Genomic DNA, 15,628 nt, shown 5'->3' with positions numbered 1-15,628 from the left:
GATTATTTTTAAGTAGGATAAAGAGGAAGGCTTATTCAATGATCAATGGCTTGCTATACATCACTACATTGCGACCCACTTCTTTACCCATGTAGAGTTGCTCATCCGCTTTAACGATAGCGCGTTGGATACATTGGTCTGATTGTTCAATAGTGACATCGTGCAATGCTGTAGAAATCGGAACAGCTCCGATAGACACAGTGACAACGTTATGCGGCGAGTTTTCGCTGTGTTCAATATTGAGCTCTTGAACGGCGGTTCTAAGTGCATCGACTCTGTCTTTTAGCTTCTCTTCCGCTTTGCATGAAAGAATGAATACGAATTCCTCTCCACCTAAACGACAACCCAACTCTTGTGGCTCAAGTAGGCTGTTCATCGCATTTGCCACATCAGTGAGGGCGTTATCCCCTTCAGTGTGACCGTAAGAGTCGTTAAACAACTTAAAGTTGTCGATATCACACATAATAAAATAGACAGACTCACCCTGACGCAAAGCTTGCTGTACTGTTTTCGCAGCATGTTTCTGATATTTAAAACGAGATCCAATACCGGTGAGCGGATCGGTTTCTGTCTGATTATGTAAAATCCGCAGTTGGTTTTTAATCTTGGTGATCAAACTTGAATAAGAGCGTGCCAAATCACCAATTTCATCCGCTCTTTTTATCTCTGGAATTTTTGATTGATCAATCTTTTCAATATCTTGCTTCATTGACAGCGCTAAAGCTTTGACCGGGCTGACCAACCAAAAAGTCACCAAATAAATCAGTAGGAATGAGATAACTAGCGCAACCAATGCCTCGTACAATACTCGAACTAACAATTCCCTTTGGATCTGCTTGAGCGAGGTGGCATCAACAACTGCTCTAAAGTAACCGCCATTGTTATTGCGTAACTTAACCTGAACATAGAGTAGTCCCGCTTCCTCATCGAGGTAATAACCCGAGTCGTATAGATTCTCAGGTATGGTCGGAATTGGCAGTGAGCGTAGCTTAAGATTCTCATTGATAACCGAAAGATCGACCTTTAGCTTATTAATCAGTCGATTAAGTTTCTTAATATGTACTGCGTTGGTGGCTGGTGTTGCGGCTAATTTGTTCTCAAGCTTGACTAACTTATTAGCCAACATTTGAGCCTCTTCTGCAGTGACATCTAGCCGCCACCCTTTGCTTTTCGCTATCGAGTATCTCACCTTAACGGTTTGCTTTAGGTAGTCACTGGTACCTGAAACTTCAGCAAACTTTAGGTTCGGTATTGCTTTGAGGTTATCTAACGTCGACTGCATAAGCAGGTTGGCATAGTTTCTTCCGGCTACAGAGCCAGAAAAGAAGGTGTTATATGCCGCAAGATGACTGGCAGACATATCCGCTAGGTACTCAACTTTTGTTGACCAGTCATTTTGATAGCGGCTGTAAGACATACCAAAAATGATGGACAAAACAAGAACCAGATGCGAAACAAACAGCATCTGGTTTATTGTCATCCAGCCAAATAAACGGTCACTCAACGGCGTTACTCTTTGCTATCCGTATAAGTCGCGAGCACAGGCTCCGTACAGGTACCGTTGATACAGATATCTTTGTAAGTGGTGTGGCAGCTAGCGCAAAAGCTAGGATCTAGGGAAGGATGCATCGAACTAATGTCCTCGCCTTTACGATTGTAGCTTCCATAAATTGCCAACCCTTCTATATGTTCCGTCACCCATATAATCCCGTCTACTTCTGAGACCGCGACAACCGTTGGACCATCGGTATAAGGCCCATGAGTCTTATATTGCTCTAATTTGCTTGGGTTAACTCGAATAGTCAGAGGTGAGCCTCTTCCTTCATTGATCCAAGCGTACGCACGAACTGACTCTTGAATAAACAGAGAGGTATCTGGTGGTAAAACGGTATCAGCAGGAAGGTTCATCGACTCTTTCACAACCGGCCAATCTTCCCACCCTTCTGGGTAACTTGCATCTGAATCCGCGTAGGCAAAACCAATAGATGCGATTGAAGACACTGCACACAACAAAGCCACTTTTAGGCGTTTGGAAACTTCCATATCATTCCTTTGAATTTATACTTATTATTTTCTGTTTCTGCACTTTAAGAAACACTGCTCAAGCCTTGAGCAATCAAGGCCTATACGCATGTTATGAAACTAAAGTTTATACATCAGTTGAATATAGTAATGATATAGATATTAAGTGCAAATTGAATTCTGCGTATTTAGAACTTAAATGAAACAATAACAGCACAACTTAGAGCAATGGTTCGTTTTAGCTCGTTTGCATGTACTCACCAACTATTGACCAATCCCCCAAAAAGCAGCTGTTTTTGAGTTGTAAAGTCGCATTACGCCAATCAAATGGTATATTGAATACAAAATAGTAATTGAGAAACACCGGAGACTTGGATGTCGCAACAACCTGTTTTTAAGACTCGAACCCAATTAGTGGAAGAAGCAATCCGCAGCAAAATTCTAAAAGGCGAGTTAAAAACTGGTCAGCCATTACGTCAAGATGCGTTGGCAAAAGAGTTTAATGTCAGTCGAATTCCCGTACGTGAAGCCTTGATGCAGCTTGAGGCGCAAGGGCTAGTGAGCTTCGAAGCCCATAAAGGCGCGACGGTAACCGAGCTGTCACCAGATAAGATTGATGAGCTGTTTGAGCTGCGCGCTGTGGTTGAATGCCACATCTTAGAACGTGCGATTCAAAACATGACAGATGAAGATCTCGCGCGTGCCAATGAGATTCGCGAACGTTTCGATGATGTTGTCAGCCGCGGGGACGAAGTCGAAGAGTGGAGCAATTACAACTATGAGCTTCACAAGGCGCTTTACGCTCCGGCGAACATGCCAGAGACCATGGATGTAATTTACAACCTCAACACCAAGTGTGACCGCTATATTCGCATGCAGCTCCTTTTCACCGAAGGAACGGCAAAGGCAGATAAAGAACATCAGGCGCTACTGGAAATGTGCCAAAACCGCGATATTGACGGCGCTAAGTACATGCTTAAAAAGCATATCCTTGAGGCTGGCGCTGCCATACGCGACTTACTGCTTGAGCGTAATAACCATCAATAGAGTGAGTAGAAGCCATGCATCTAGGCCCAGAGTTCTTGCTGGCGGCGATTCGCCAGAAAATTAAAGACGAAGGTTTGTGTTACAGCGAATTGTCCGAGAAGACGGGGATACCGCTATCGACAATAAAACGCCAGCTACACAATCCATCGTTGGGCTTAGATAAAATCTTGCTCTATACCACTCACCTCAATACTGATTTACAAGGCTTATCGGATATCGCGATTCAAATTCAACGCGATAACGAACAGTTTTTATCCGACGAACAAAACGCCTTATTTGTTGAGCATCCTTACCTGCTCGACTTCATCTATCTAGTGACTTCTTGCAATAAAACCCCAGAGGAAATCGCTGAGGAGTACCAGTTGTCTGACACCAGCGTACGTTTTTACCTTAGTATTGCAGAAGTGTTGGGCTATATAGAAAATCTCGGAGATAAGATTTTTTATCGTTCTGGACGCCGCTTTATCATGGAAGAAGGCACTGCGCTTGATACCATGTTCAAAAGACGCTTTGAACAAGTATCTATGGCGGATGAAACCCTCTCACAAGTGTGCCATGCTCGCGTGCGATTAACCGCAGAGCAGCGTCTACAGCTCGAAAAAGAAGTCGATCAGAAAATAAGTGAGATGCATGCCGCCAACAGCGCCAATGGAACAGGTGAGCTAACCAATGTTTTACTGCGAAACATTCCCGGGCAACAGATTTTCTTCTCTGACGGCATTCCTGAGATAGATGGAAAGCTGCTTAAAGAGGTCTCTTCCCGATTCCGGCGCCAGTAATTCCCTTCCTAAAGCTTACTGTGATCAAAGCCTAGTAACCGTCAGATTAACTGCGCATTTTTTGTTCGGTCTCAATTTCTAAGACCGATGGTCTCTCTTTTCGCCACCTTGTTACAGACATGTTAATTAATGTTTGTTGGATTATTTTATACAATATACATTCCTCTTACCCTTTGGTGAAACATCAAGCTTACTCTAGTGCCGTTTTGGAGTAGCTCCCCCACACGGTGAACCCAAAGGACCACTCCGATAAGGACATAACGAGGAAGCTATGAAAGCCAAAAAATTGATCGCACTGAGTACCATCGCTGCTGCGCTATTGACTAGCAACGCGATAGCTAAACCCTTTCCTGCTGGGACACAGCTCGCAGATAAACAAGAGATAGTGTTAAACAACGGGGCAGAAGTCACCTCTATTGACCCTGCAAAACAAGCGGCAGAGCCTGCATTTAACCTAGGGCGTGACCTGTTTGAAGGCCTTACAATCCAAGATAAACAAGGAAAAACTATTCCAGGTATCGCAGAGAGTTGGCAGGCTAATGATAACAATACTGTCTATACCTTTAAGCTGCGTGAGTCTAAATGGTCCAATGGCGAGCCTTTGACTGCACACGATTTCGTTTATAGCTGGAAGCGCTTAATCGATCCGGAGACCGCTTCTCCATACGCATGGTTCGCTGCGATTCCGGGCATTAAAAACTCAAACAAGATTATGAAGGGTGAAGCATCGGCAGATACCTTAGGTGTGCGTGCCGTTGACGACTATACCTTTGAGGTAACGCTAGAAAAGCCTGTTCCTTTTTTCATCAAACTGCTTAGCCACCCTGTACTCGCACCTGTTCATCAGGCAACGGTAGAAAAGCATGGCAACGCTTGGACACAACCCGAAAACATCGTGACCAACGGCGCATTCACCGTTTCAAGTTGGAAGGTCAATGAGAAGATGGTAATGGCGAAAAACGCCCACTACTGGGATGCAGATAATGTCGTACTAGAGAAAATTACTTGGTTACCGATTGGTGATGCTAACGTCGCATTAAATCGCTACCTTGCAGGAGAAATTGATCAAGCACTCTCGATTCCAGCGGCGCAGAAAAACAAACTCCTTAAGAAATACCCAGAACAAGTCGCTGATACCAGTGCCTCTTTAGGATCGACTTTCTACTACTTGAACACACAAAAAGGGCCAACCAAAGATTTACGCGTTCGTCAGGCTTTATCATTTGCGATTGACCGTAACATCATTACCAAAGCGATTGCTAAGAATGGCGGCATCCCAATGTACACTTTGGTACCACCGCAAACCGATGGTTTTAAAACTCATACGCCAACCTTCGCAACTTGGGATCAAGCTAAGCGAGATTCTCAAGCTAAAGCGCTGCTTGCAGACGCGGGGTACAACAAGATCAACCCACTTAAGCTGACCTTCACTGTCCCTACCTTCTCTAAAGATGTGAAGATGGCCACCGCAATGGCTGGTATGTGGAAGAGCAAACTGGGTGCTCAAATCGAAATCAAACAGCTAGAGCCTAAAGTCTTTTACGCACTGAAAGATCCGGGCAACATCAGCCGTGGTGGTTGGACTGCCGACTACAATGAAGCATCCACTTGGTTAGATATCTTTGTCTCAACTGGCGAGTACAACGACTCAAAATACAACAACCCAGAGTATGATCGCTTGATGGCTGAGTCTAAGAGCCTAAGTGACCCTTCCGCTGAATATATTGCCGCAGAGAAGCTTCTTATCGAGGACATGGCGATCATTCCAATGTACCGCAATGGCAATGACCAATACCTGATCAAAGAGTATGTCGGTGGATTCGAGCGCACCAATCCCGAGTCGTCATACTACCGCAAAAATGTTTACGTAAAGGCCCACTAATTGGGACGGTTTGCCTGCTACTCATCGGTAGCGGGCTTTTTTGAACGAAAGGATGCGTCATGTTGCTGTATATTCTCCGTCGCTTGCTTATCGCAGTGCCCACATTACTGTTCATCGCCTTGGTTTCTTTTTGGCTAATGCATATTGCCCCGGGCGGGCCATTTGATATGGAAAGGCCGATGCCAGAAGTGGTACGCGCTAATATTGAAGCTAAGTTTCACCTTAATGAACCTTTTATTGTTCAGTTTTTTATCTACATTGGTAACTTTGTACAGGGCGACCTTGGCCCTAGCTTCGTTTACCAAGACTTTAGTGTCACCGAACTTGTCGCGCAATCATGGCCAGTATCAGCAGTGTTGGGCGTAATTTCTTTTTGTATTTCCGTCCCACTAGGGATGGTTCTAGGCACCATAGCCGCGCTCAATCGCAATGGAAAACTAGACTACTTACTTATGTCGCTTTCAATGACAGGAGTTGTGATTCCAGCGTTCGTCTTGGCGCCGGTGCTTGTGACTATTTTCTCTATCCATTTAGGCTGGCTACCCGCAGGCGGATGGGAAGGCGGACAAGCTTCGTTTTTGATTTTACCTGTACTTAGTTTGGCGATTGGCTCTGTAGCAAGTATCGCTAGGGTCATGCGCGGCGCAATGATTGAGACGCTCAATCAACCTTATATACGTACAGCAAAAGCAAAAGGACTGTCCACCAGCTACATCCTGTTTCATCACGCACTTCGCCCTTCACTCATACCGATTGTGGCGATGCTCGGTCCGAGCTTTGTAGCCGTTGTCACTGGCTCAGTGATCATCGATATCTTCTTTAGTACCGGAGGTATGGGGCAACACTTCGTCTCTGGAGCTCTTAATCGAGATTACGGCTTAGTCATGGGCATAACCCTGATTGTCGCCTCTCTTACCATCTTGTTTAACTTGGTGGTCGACATTCTCTATACCGTCATCGACCCGCGTATTCGTGTTTAGGAGGTAACCAATGTTAACCAAACGTATTGACGCCCAGGAGCTAGCAGATCAAGTAAGCTCTCAAGTTGAAGCGGTAGAAGGGCGTAGCTTATGGCAAGACGCCTGGACTCGCTTTCGTAAAAACCGTGCCGCAATGACATCCATTTATGTGCTGATGTTTATTGTCTTGTGTATCACGTTCGGCCCACAGCTTGCTGCCTTCGGTCACGATGAAATTGATTGGAACGTGGTTGCTGACCCTTATGAATTAGGTAAACCTTCGCTAAGTTCAGGGCACTACTTTGGTACCGATGACTTAGGCCAAGATATCTTCGCCCGCACCATGCAGGGAGGCAGGCTTTCGATCATGGTTGGCTTTATGGGCGCACTGGTCGCGGTGGTGATTGGAACCGCTTGGGGAGCCTTATCTGGTTACCTCGGGGGGATCGTTGATAGCACTATGATGCGCATTATCGAGGTGCTCGACTCCGTCCCATTTATGTTTCTGGTCATTCTGTTCGTTACCCTATTTGGCAATAATATCTACCTGATCTTTGTTGTGATCGGCATGGTCTCTTGGCTCGGCATTGCTAGGGTCGTACGCGGTGTCACATTCAGTATCAAGAAAAGGGAGTTTATCGAAGCAGCCCATTCTATCGGGGTGTCTCGATTGACCATAGTGCGCCGTCACGTGTTACCCAATGTACTGGGCATTGTGATGGTTTACTCCTCACTCATGGTGCCCGGGTTCATTATGTTTGAATCCTTCCTAAGCTTTTTGGGGCTGGGTGTTCAACCACCCGATACCAGTTGGGGCATCTTAATCGCTGAGGGCGCGAAAACAATTGATGTCGCCCTTTGGCAATTGGTATTCCCTTCAGTTTTCCTTGTTGCCACCTTGTTCTGTTTTAACTTTATCGGTGATGGTCTGCGTGACGCACTCGATCCAAAAGATCGCTAAGGAGTAGTGATGAGTATTCTCTCGATTAACCAGATGAATGTGCGCTTCCAAACCCCTGATGGCTTAGTGCAAGCGGTCAGTGATTTGTCCTATAGCATAAACAAAGGCGAAACCTTGGGCATTGTCGGCGAGTCTGGCTCGGGCAAAAGCCAATCGGTTTTTGCGCTGATGGGCTTAACTGCTGACAATGGTTTGGTCAGCGGAGAGGCCAATTTCCATGGCGAAAACCTACTTTCGATGTCAAAAAGCCAACTCAATCATATTCGTGCAGAAAAGATTGGCATGATCTTCCAAGATCCGATGACCTCACTCAACCCGTTTATGAAAGTTGGTAAGCAACTTGCCGAAGTTTTGATGATTCACAAAGGCATGTCACGTAAAGAAGCCGATAAAGAAGCCATTGCGATGCTTGATGCGGTAAGGATTCCATCAGCGGCCACAAGGATGGCGCAATATCCGCATGAAATGTCAGGCGGCATGCGCCAACGAGTGATGATTGCAATGGCACTACTGTGTATGCCTGAGCTATTGATCGCGGATGAACCGACCACCGCATTGGATGTGACGGTACAAGCGCAAATTTTGACTCTATTGCGTGAGCTGCAAGCCGAGTTCAACACCGCCATTCTGCTTATTACCCATGATATGGGCGTGGTCGCGGAAATGTGTGATCGAGTCTTAGTCATGTATGGCGGGCGCAAAATGGAAGAAGCAGATACGGAGTCAATTTTTTCGACTCCTTCTCACCCGTACACACAAGGTCTTCTCAAAGCGATACCTTCAATCAGTGAAGATATGGATCGCCTGCCTACCATTCCCGGCAATCCCCCTAGTGCACTGATTCACAACAAAGGCTGCCCTTTTAAAGAACGTTGTAACGAGTACCGGGCGGAGTGCAGTGCGCAAATGCCGCCATTTAGAGCGCTCTCTACGAGCCAAGGGTTAGCTTGCCATGTCAAAGCCCCCGCTTCCATCACATCCATTGCACGTTCAGCTTAGGAGGTAACATGAACCAACCAGAAGTTTTACTTTCAGCGCGTGATTTAAAAGTTCACTTCGCAATCAATAAGCACATATTGCCAAGTAAACGCAAAGTGGTGAAAGCCGTCGATGGTATCGACTTAGAAGTATTCCGCGGAGAAACTTTAGGCATTGTCGGTGAGTCTGGGTGTGGAAAATCAACCCTAGCACGAGCACTGCTTCGCCTGATAGAACCGACAGGTGGCGAGCTCTCATGGAAGGGGCAAGATATGCGTGGGTTTAGTAAACAAGAGCTAGCGAAAAAACGTCGTGAGTTTCAAATGGTGTTTCAAGATCCTTCTGCCTGTTTGAATCCTCGTCTGACGATCTCCGAATGTATCGCTGAACCCTTGCTGACTCATGAACCCCATTTAAGTCGCCAAGAGGTAGAAAGCCGCGTTATCGCGATGATGGACAAAGTGGGTTTACTTGCGAGCCAGCGAAATCGCTATCCGCATGAATTCTCGGGCGGTCAATGTCAACGCGTGGGCATCGCGCGTGCTCTGATCCTCAAACCCGACTTAGTGGTGTGTGATGAACCTGTCAGCGCCCTTGATGTATCGATACAAGCGCAGGTGATTAATCTTCTTGATGATTTAAAACAAGAGATGGGGTTAACACTGGTCATGATCGCCCACGACCTAAGTGTAGTAAGACACATAAGCGATCGTGTCATGGTGATGTATTTAGGTAAACCGATGGAAGTTGGCCGCTACGATAAGGTTTTCGATGACGCCCAGCACCCTTACACCAAGGCCTTACTATCTGCTGTTCCTATCGCTCACCCAACACTCGCTCGCAATCGTGAAATTCAACTATTGCCTGGCGATCTTCCATCACCGCTCAATCCACCAAGTGGATGTGTATTTCGCACTCGTTGCCCAAGTGCCACCGATTTATGTGGCCAACAAAAACCGACTCGAAGTGGTCTGCCAGACCACCACATTTTCTGTACTCATACTTTGCTAGGAAGCCAAACATTATGACTTTAACCACTGTTCCACAACGACTTAACGCTTTACGTGACGGCATGCAAAAACATAGTTTTGATGCTTATATCGTCACCAATAATGACCCACATGCCAGTGAATACTCGGCCGATTATTGGCTGGCAAGGCAGTGGATATCCGGCTTTACTGGCTCTGCTGGCGATGTGGTGGTGACCAAAGATTGCGGTGGGCTTTGGACAGATGGACGCTACTACATTCAAGGAGCCGAGCAAATCGAAGGCTCTGGTTTATCGCTGTTTAAAGCACGCCTAGCCGAGACGCCAACAATTGCGCAATGGTTAGCTCAAACCTTGCCGGAAAACGCGACGGTAGGTGTCGATGGTCGCAGTATCAGCAAGCAGTTTTTCGATGAGCTTAATAGCGCATTCGCAGACAAATCGATTCGAGTGGCACTAGAGCACGATCTGATTTCCCCCATTTGGCATGATCGACCGTCACGACCAACAGCGCCTGTTTTTAACCATCCAATAGAGGTTGCAGGGCTAACATGTGGCGAAAAAGTCGCTCAGATTCGTCAATACCTCAATGCTCAGAAGGCCGATGCACTATTGATTTCAACGCTAGACGACGTGATGTGGGCGCTCAACATTCGCGGAGGTGATACCGCTTATTGTCCGATATCTGAAGGCTACCTACTTGTCGATATGCAAAGTTGTCGTTTGTTTATTGATAATCAAAAGCTCACTCAGCAAGTTGTCGCTGCACTTGAAGAATCTCAGGTTCATATCCATGATTACGAACACCTTAGCACAGCATTAAACCTTATCGAAAAAGGCGCTAGGGTCATTTATACCGCCAAAAACTGTGACAGCCTGTTAGCAAGCCAGATTAAATCTGAGCTCTGTCTGCTTGACCGCCCATGCCCTGTCACACTGATGAAAGCCCAAAAGAATTCAACCGAACTTGCAAGTATGGAAGAGACCTTGCGCCAAGATGGCGTGGCGGTCGTGAAATTCATGCAATGGCTAGATGAGCAAGTACCTAGTGGCAAAGTCACCGAGTTAAATGCCGAACAACAATTAATGGGTTACCGCAAACAGATTGATGGCTATTTAGGTGAAAGCTTCAGAACCATCGCAGGGTTTGCTGAGCATGGCGCTAAGATGCACTACGCGGCAGATGCATCAAGCTGCTACCAAATCGATGAGAGCCGTTTCTTCCTTGTCGATTCGGGTGGGCAATATCCAGGTGGTACCACAGACATCACTCGCACCTTCCACTTTGGCAACCCTTCAACACAAGAAAGAAAAGACTACACCTTAGTGCTAAAGGCTGTCATACGCCTAACACAAACTCGCTTTATGAAAGGCTCGACTGGAGCCAATCTCGATATCATGGCGCGCGGGGTGTTGTGGCAACATGGCATCGACTATAAATGTGGCACGGGTCATGGTGTCGGCGTATGTTTGAATGTTCATGAAGGGCCGCAAAACTTTTCGCAAAATCCTGCCGAAGTCACCCTTAGACCGGGTATGGTGATAACTAATGAGCCCGGTGTTTACCGCGAAGGTGTGCATGGAGTTCGGATTGAAAACATCATGAAAGTGGTCGAGTTAGAAGAGAACGAATTTGGCACTTTCTATGGCTTTGAGACCATAACCCTCGCGCCAATCGCGACCAAGATGATCGATAAATCGATGCTGGATAGCAGTGAGATTGAATGGCTCAATGGCTACCATCAGCAGTGTTGGTGCAAGCTCTCACCAGGCCTCGATGAGCAAGGAAAAGTTTGGTTAGAGAAAGCCACGCAGGCGATCTAACCTCATAGAGTCACTCTGCCAGATACGCCATGATGTATCTGGCAGAATCAATAGGTTTGGTTGAAGCGTTATTTTCGTGAACGACCACCGCGCGAAGAACGCGCTTTATGCGCCGAGGCCGCCTTTGCTTGTGAATTCAATATTGATTCAACGGTCAGTTCCATCGGCTCTTTTGGTTTTAAGCCATGTGGGAAAGTACGAGCGCGCGGAGGTAAATCATACTCTTCACTAGACGCTCTAGGCATTCGCTTAAAACGGTACAAATAAAAGTTTTCTACTTTCTCTCGCGCCCAGTCGGTTTTCTTTAAGTATTTAACACTACTAGCAATCGAAGGGTTGGTGTGGAAGCAGTTGAAGCGCATTGCGGTATCAAGAATATCCCAACCATAAAAGTCTACTAACTCTTGTAGTAAAGTCTCTAGTTTCAGGCCGTGTAAAGGGTTATTTTGTTGTAGTTCAATTCTTTCTTCATCGGTCATCATATTGAGATCCTAGGTGTCTTACTAATTGCAGCGAGTTAAATAGCCAGTGTTACGCATACCCTGATGGGTAGATGTCCAAATAGTAAGGGCAACAACACTTGGTGGCGCGGATTCTAGCAGAGTTAATCTAGCTTCCCTATCCTTATTATCAACTAGGTAAGCTTTCTTCTTCTCGTAACGTCAGCACTTCATATCCACTACTAGTGACCAACACAGTATGCTCTGATTGAGCAGACAACTTTTTATCTCGGGTTATCACCGTCCAGCCATCTTTCTTAGTCTTGGTTTTCTCGGTACCTTGGTTAACCATAGGCTCGATGGTGAACACCATGCCTTCTTTTAGCAGCAAACCGGTATCGCGAATACCATAATGAAGCACTTGCGGCTCTTCATGCATTTCTCGACCAATGCCGTGACCACAATACTCTCTTACTATGCTGTAGCCGTAAGTCTCTGCATAGCTTTGAATGGCATGGCCAATATCACCAAGACGCGCTCCTGGTTTCACTTGCTTGATCCCCTGCCACATTGCTTCATAAGTGACTTTAACTAACTTTCGCGCCAGTGGATTTGCGTCAGGCATCACATACATTTTGCTTGAGTCAGTGATAAAGCCACCTTTCTCTAGCGTAATATCCAGATTGATAATATCGGTACTTTTTAGGATTTGGCTCGCTTTAGGCACACCATGACAAACCACTTCATTTAACGAAGTATTGAGCACGTACTGGTAATCATACTGCCCTTTGCTAGCAGGTCTCGCCTGTAGATCATTGACAATAAAATCTTCAACTCGGTTATTAATGTCCATAGTTGAAATACCCGGCTTCACGTAGTCATCCAGCATTTGAAACACCTTAGCCAATAACTTGCCGGAGGTACGCATCAACTCAATCTCGCTTTTTGACTTAATCGCTACATTACTGTTCATTAGCAACGCCTTCTGTCGCAGAAACATTGGTCACTGACACTTCTGCCGATTTCATTAAATCTGCCACCAAGTCATTGAAAGAGAGCTGAGGATGCAGCTCAGCAAGCATACCAATCTTGATCCAGAATTCTGCCTGCGAGTTGATCGAACGCGCCATCACAGAGCTCGCTTTTCTGAGCTCTTCATGCAACTCATCTGAAATCTTAACAATACCCATCAAATACACTCTATATATAAATCGTATATTTATTGTATATGTCGTGCTTAATGGGTCAAGTAAAGAATGATCAGATCAATCATGGGCCTCTAATCGCAATATTGATCAATGAGTTAATAGAAATGCGCATATTGCCTCACTACACAAATACTGTTACGTTGTGAGGATGAAAGAATTTAAAACCTCTCACATCAATCTTTTCTGGTGGCGCTCTAACTAGAGCGGCGCGGAATAGTCACATTCTTACGCTGCTGGATGGTAGCTAAGAGTGTGGTGCTTTTTTATCTCCAGTAGCGATCTATTTAACTCGGAGATAAACCATGAACAATCATCCAACCCCTTCACAGCGCGAAGTCATCCTTACAGGGGATAGAGCAACAGGCCCTTTGCATTTAGGTCATTATGTCGGCTCGCTGCAACAGCGCGTTTCCCTGCAAGCACAACATGATCAAACCATCTTGGTCGCAGACATGCAGGGCCTCACCGACAATGCGCACAACCCAGCAAAAGTCTCATCAAACATTTTGAATGTGGTGGCAGACTACTTAGCCGTGGGCATAGACCCATCGCAAACAACCATCTGTTTGCAATCTCAACTGCCTGCTCTTGCCGAACTCACTATGTTCTATAGCAATTTGGTTTCTATAGCGCGCTTAGAACGCAATCCTACCGTTAAAAATGAAATCCAGAGTAAAGGTTTTGAGCGCTCTATTCCGGCTGGTTTTCTTACTTACCCGATTTCTCAGGCAGCCGATATCACCGCATTTAACGCGACGCTGGTTCCGGTTGGCGATGACCAGCTCCCTATGCTCGAACAGACCAATGAAATCGTTCGAAAAATTAACAATCTAGCGGGTGAACCAATCATCAATGAATGCCGCCCGTTACTGAGTGACGCGCCTCGTTTACCCAGTACTGACGGCAAAAACAAGATGTCTAAGAGTTTGGGTAATGCCATCAATCTAGGTGCAAATGAAAAAGAGATTCGCGCTGCGGTAAAGTCAATGTTTACCGATCCAAACCATTTAAGAGTAGAAGACCCAGGGCAAGTGGAAGGTAATATCGTCTTCACCTATCTTGATGCCTTTCATACCGACAAAGGCTATGTCGAGCAGCTTAAAGCCCACTATCGCAGAGGCGGTCTCGGTGATGGTACAACGAAGAAAATCCTTGAGGAGTGCCTGCAAGAAATGCTTCGCCCAATACGAGAGAAACGTGCCGAATATCTCGCTGACAAAGCGCAGCTTATTGAGGTGCTAAAACAAGGCAGCATCAAGTCTCATCAAAGAACACAACTGATGTTGTCCAAGGTAAAAGAAGTGTTTGGATTGAATCTGTTTTGAAAGCTTTCATAGGGCAGCTACGTGCCTTGAGTAAGCGGCCTTTTTCATTATATACGAGTAAAAAAATGTGAAGTGAGTAAAGCTCCTAAAGTGGCTAAAAAAACAACCAGATACGATTACGTATCTGGCGGAGGGTGTGACAAAAATGAAGCAGATGTTTACTTACCTAATCCTAAGTTGCTAGGAGTTGACGTAGGTACGTTCGGAAGTATAACTGGCAATAAGTATTCTGATTTGACTCTAGCCCAACTATCGAGTTCAGTTCGAACTACCGTATCAAATGGATATGACTTCTGGCGATCAGCCAACGCTGCTTCAATAATTTTGGCTGAAACATCTACTAAGCTGACCTTGTGTGGTGTAGTAACCGACTCATCTTTTTTGGCATGCTCACCTTTATCTTGCATTGTATAAGCCCCAAACCTGACGATTTTCCCTGAAGTATCACGTTGTGTATGTGATTCGGAGTATGAGTCTTGTATAACATGTAGTAAAGAACCTAAAGCGATATTGCGAATATTCTCTTTTGAGAACTTGATGTATTCACACTCGATCTCGCCACCAAACCAGGATCTTGTGCAATCAAAGCTAAACATTCCTTCCGCTCGCCAAAGGCTTCTACCTCCATTTGGATGAATCATAACCGCTTTAAAGGTAGCAGCAGCTTGCGGTGACATTCTGAAATGCACACTTCTAAATCGTAAATCGGTCGGTAATGAACCTGTTGATGTTTTATAAGTAAATTCAAGCCAAGCTTCTAACTTCTGATATGTCTCTTGTGCCGATTCTTGTTTCTTTGAAGCCATAGCGTGCAAGAACTGCATGTCACCACAATGACTTCGGTAAAACAGATCCCACTGGACATTGATTTTCTCCGCCGTTTTTCTTTTACAAGAGTGTGCGAACAAAGCACTAGCTGTCACCGAATGTAGACGAAACATATGAAGAGGATCATCATTCCACCGTACCCCCAACACCAAACCTTCAATCAACTCCCGCTTATCTTCCTCGCTATAATGCGGCAGGTGAGCAGCTAAAACGGATTGAACAATCAAATTCTCATGTACCGGCTTGCCCATACCTTTAATGGTTTTAGTATTTTTGTACTCGAACTTGTCAGCATCGAGTTTGCTCTTCATATCAAGTTCATAGGCATGCACATTTTGTACTAACACCACCAACACGGCTAACCAATATTTCATCAGATACTTCATA

Annotated in this window: 15 protein-coding genes; 9 read left to right on the top strand and 6 right to left on the bottom strand. The window is 45.6% G+C overall.

Going from position 1 to position 15,628, the window contains the following annotated elements:
- Positions 1–31: 31 nt before the first annotated feature.
- Together LYZ37_RS16705 and LYZ37_RS16700 are read right to left on the bottom strand one after the other, a co-directional pair.
- On the bottom strand, positions 32–1,504 hold the full coding sequence (locus tag LYZ37_RS16705) for a diguanylate cyclase domain-containing protein (RefSeq protein WP_272787998.1): 1,473 nt from the start codon (positions 1,502–1,504) through the stop codon (positions 32–34).
- Positions 1,505–1,509: 5 nt separating this feature from the next.
- Positions 1,510–2,043, bottom strand: coding sequence for a hypothetical protein (locus LYZ37_RS16700; protein WP_272787997.1), 534 nt, complete (start codon positions 2,041–2,043; stop codon positions 1,510–1,512).
- 354 nt (positions 2,044–2,397) lie between these two features.
- Between LYZ37_RS16700 and LYZ37_RS16695 the strand changes: the two genes are divergently transcribed.
- From LYZ37_RS16695 to LYZ37_RS16660, 8 genes are all read left to right on the top strand, one after another.
- A complete protein-coding gene (locus LYZ37_RS16695) occupies positions 2,398–3,069 on the top strand; it encodes a GntR family transcriptional regulator (RefSeq protein ID WP_004746148.1) in 672 nt (223 codons plus the stop codon).
- A gap of 14 nt (positions 3,070–3,083) precedes the next feature.
- Positions 3,084–3,848 (top strand): transcriptional regulator, encoded by a 765-nt coding sequence (locus tag LYZ37_RS16690; RefSeq protein WP_272787996.1) that lies wholly within the window; start codon positions 3,084–3,086, stop codon positions 3,846–3,848.
- 271 nt (positions 3,849–4,119) lie between these two features.
- Positions 4,120–5,730, top strand: a complete 1,611-nt coding sequence (locus LYZ37_RS16685) for a peptide ABC transporter substrate-binding protein (RefSeq protein WP_272787995.1) — start codon at positions 4,120–4,122, stop codon at positions 5,728–5,730.
- A gap of 59 nt (positions 5,731–5,789) precedes the next feature.
- On the top strand, positions 5,790–6,710 hold the full coding sequence (gene oppB, locus LYZ37_RS16680; protein WP_272787994.1) for an oligopeptide ABC transporter permease OppB: 921 nt from the start codon (positions 5,790–5,792) through the stop codon (positions 6,708–6,710).
- A 10-nt stretch (positions 6,711–6,720) separates the two neighbouring features.
- Positions 6,721–7,650, top strand: a complete 930-nt coding sequence (locus LYZ37_RS16675; protein ID WP_272787993.1) for an ABC transporter permease subunit — start codon at positions 6,721–6,723, stop codon at positions 7,648–7,650.
- 9 nt (positions 7,651–7,659) lie between these two features.
- A complete protein-coding gene (locus tag LYZ37_RS16670) occupies positions 7,660–8,649 on the top strand; it encodes an ABC transporter ATP-binding protein (RefSeq protein WP_272787992.1) in 990 nt (329 codons plus the stop codon).
- Positions 8,650–8,657: 8 nt separating this feature from the next.
- Entirely contained in the window at positions 8,658–9,656 is a 999-nt protein-coding gene (locus LYZ37_RS16665) for an ABC transporter ATP-binding protein (protein ID WP_272787991.1), read from the top strand.
- The gene (locus LYZ37_RS16660; RefSeq protein WP_272787990.1) at positions 9,653–11,440 is read left to right on the top strand and encodes an aminopeptidase P family protein; all 1,788 of its coding nucleotides are present in this window, start codon (positions 9,653–9,655) and stop codon (positions 11,438–11,440) included. Before LYZ37_RS16665 ends, LYZ37_RS16660 begins: the two co-directional genes overlap by 4 nt.
- 68 nt (positions 11,441–11,508) lie before the next feature.
- Here the strand turns inward: LYZ37_RS16660 and LYZ37_RS16655 are convergent, their stop codons facing one another.
- The 3 genes from LYZ37_RS16655 to LYZ37_RS16645 form a co-directional block, all read right to left on the bottom strand.
- On the bottom strand, positions 11,509–11,922 hold the full coding sequence (locus LYZ37_RS16655; protein ID WP_004743668.1) for a VF530 family DNA-binding protein: 414 nt from the start codon (positions 11,920–11,922) through the stop codon (positions 11,509–11,511).
- 148 nt (positions 11,923–12,070) lie between these two features.
- Positions 12,071–12,853 carry a type I methionyl aminopeptidase gene (gene map / locus LYZ37_RS16650; protein ID WP_272787989.1) on the bottom strand — a complete coding sequence of 261 codons (783 nt, stop codon included), beginning with the start codon at positions 12,851–12,853 and terminating at the stop codon, positions 12,071–12,073.
- A complete protein-coding gene (locus LYZ37_RS16645; RefSeq protein WP_004743666.1) occupies positions 12,843–13,070 on the bottom strand; it encodes a ParD-like family protein in 228 nt (75 codons plus the stop codon). Before LYZ37_RS16645 ends, map begins: the two co-directional genes overlap by 11 nt.
- Positions 13,071–13,390: 320 nt before the next feature.
- Between LYZ37_RS16645 and trpS the strand changes: the two genes are divergently transcribed.
- Positions 13,391–14,413 carry a tryptophan--tRNA ligase gene (trpS, locus tag LYZ37_RS16640; protein ID WP_272787988.1) on the top strand — a complete coding sequence of 341 codons (1,023 nt, stop codon included), beginning with the start codon at positions 13,391–13,393 and terminating at the stop codon, positions 14,411–14,413.
- 158 nt (positions 14,414–14,571) lie between these two features.
- On the opposite strand, the gene LYZ37_RS16635 is transcribed toward trpS, so the two are convergent.
- The gene (locus LYZ37_RS16635; protein WP_272787987.1) at positions 14,572–15,627 is read right to left on the bottom strand and encodes a hypothetical protein; all 1,056 of its coding nucleotides are present in this window, start codon (positions 15,625–15,627) and stop codon (positions 14,572–14,574) included.
- Position 15,628: the final 1 nt, after the last annotated feature.

Origin of the sequence: Vibrio tubiashii (assembly GCF_028551255.1) — a bacterium.
Taxonomy (GTDB): domain Bacteria; phylum Pseudomonadota; class Gammaproteobacteria; order Enterobacterales; family Vibrionaceae; genus Vibrio; species Vibrio tubiashii_B.
Note: the sequence above shows the minus strand (reverse complement) of the source record. Positions and strands in the feature narration are given on the sequence as shown.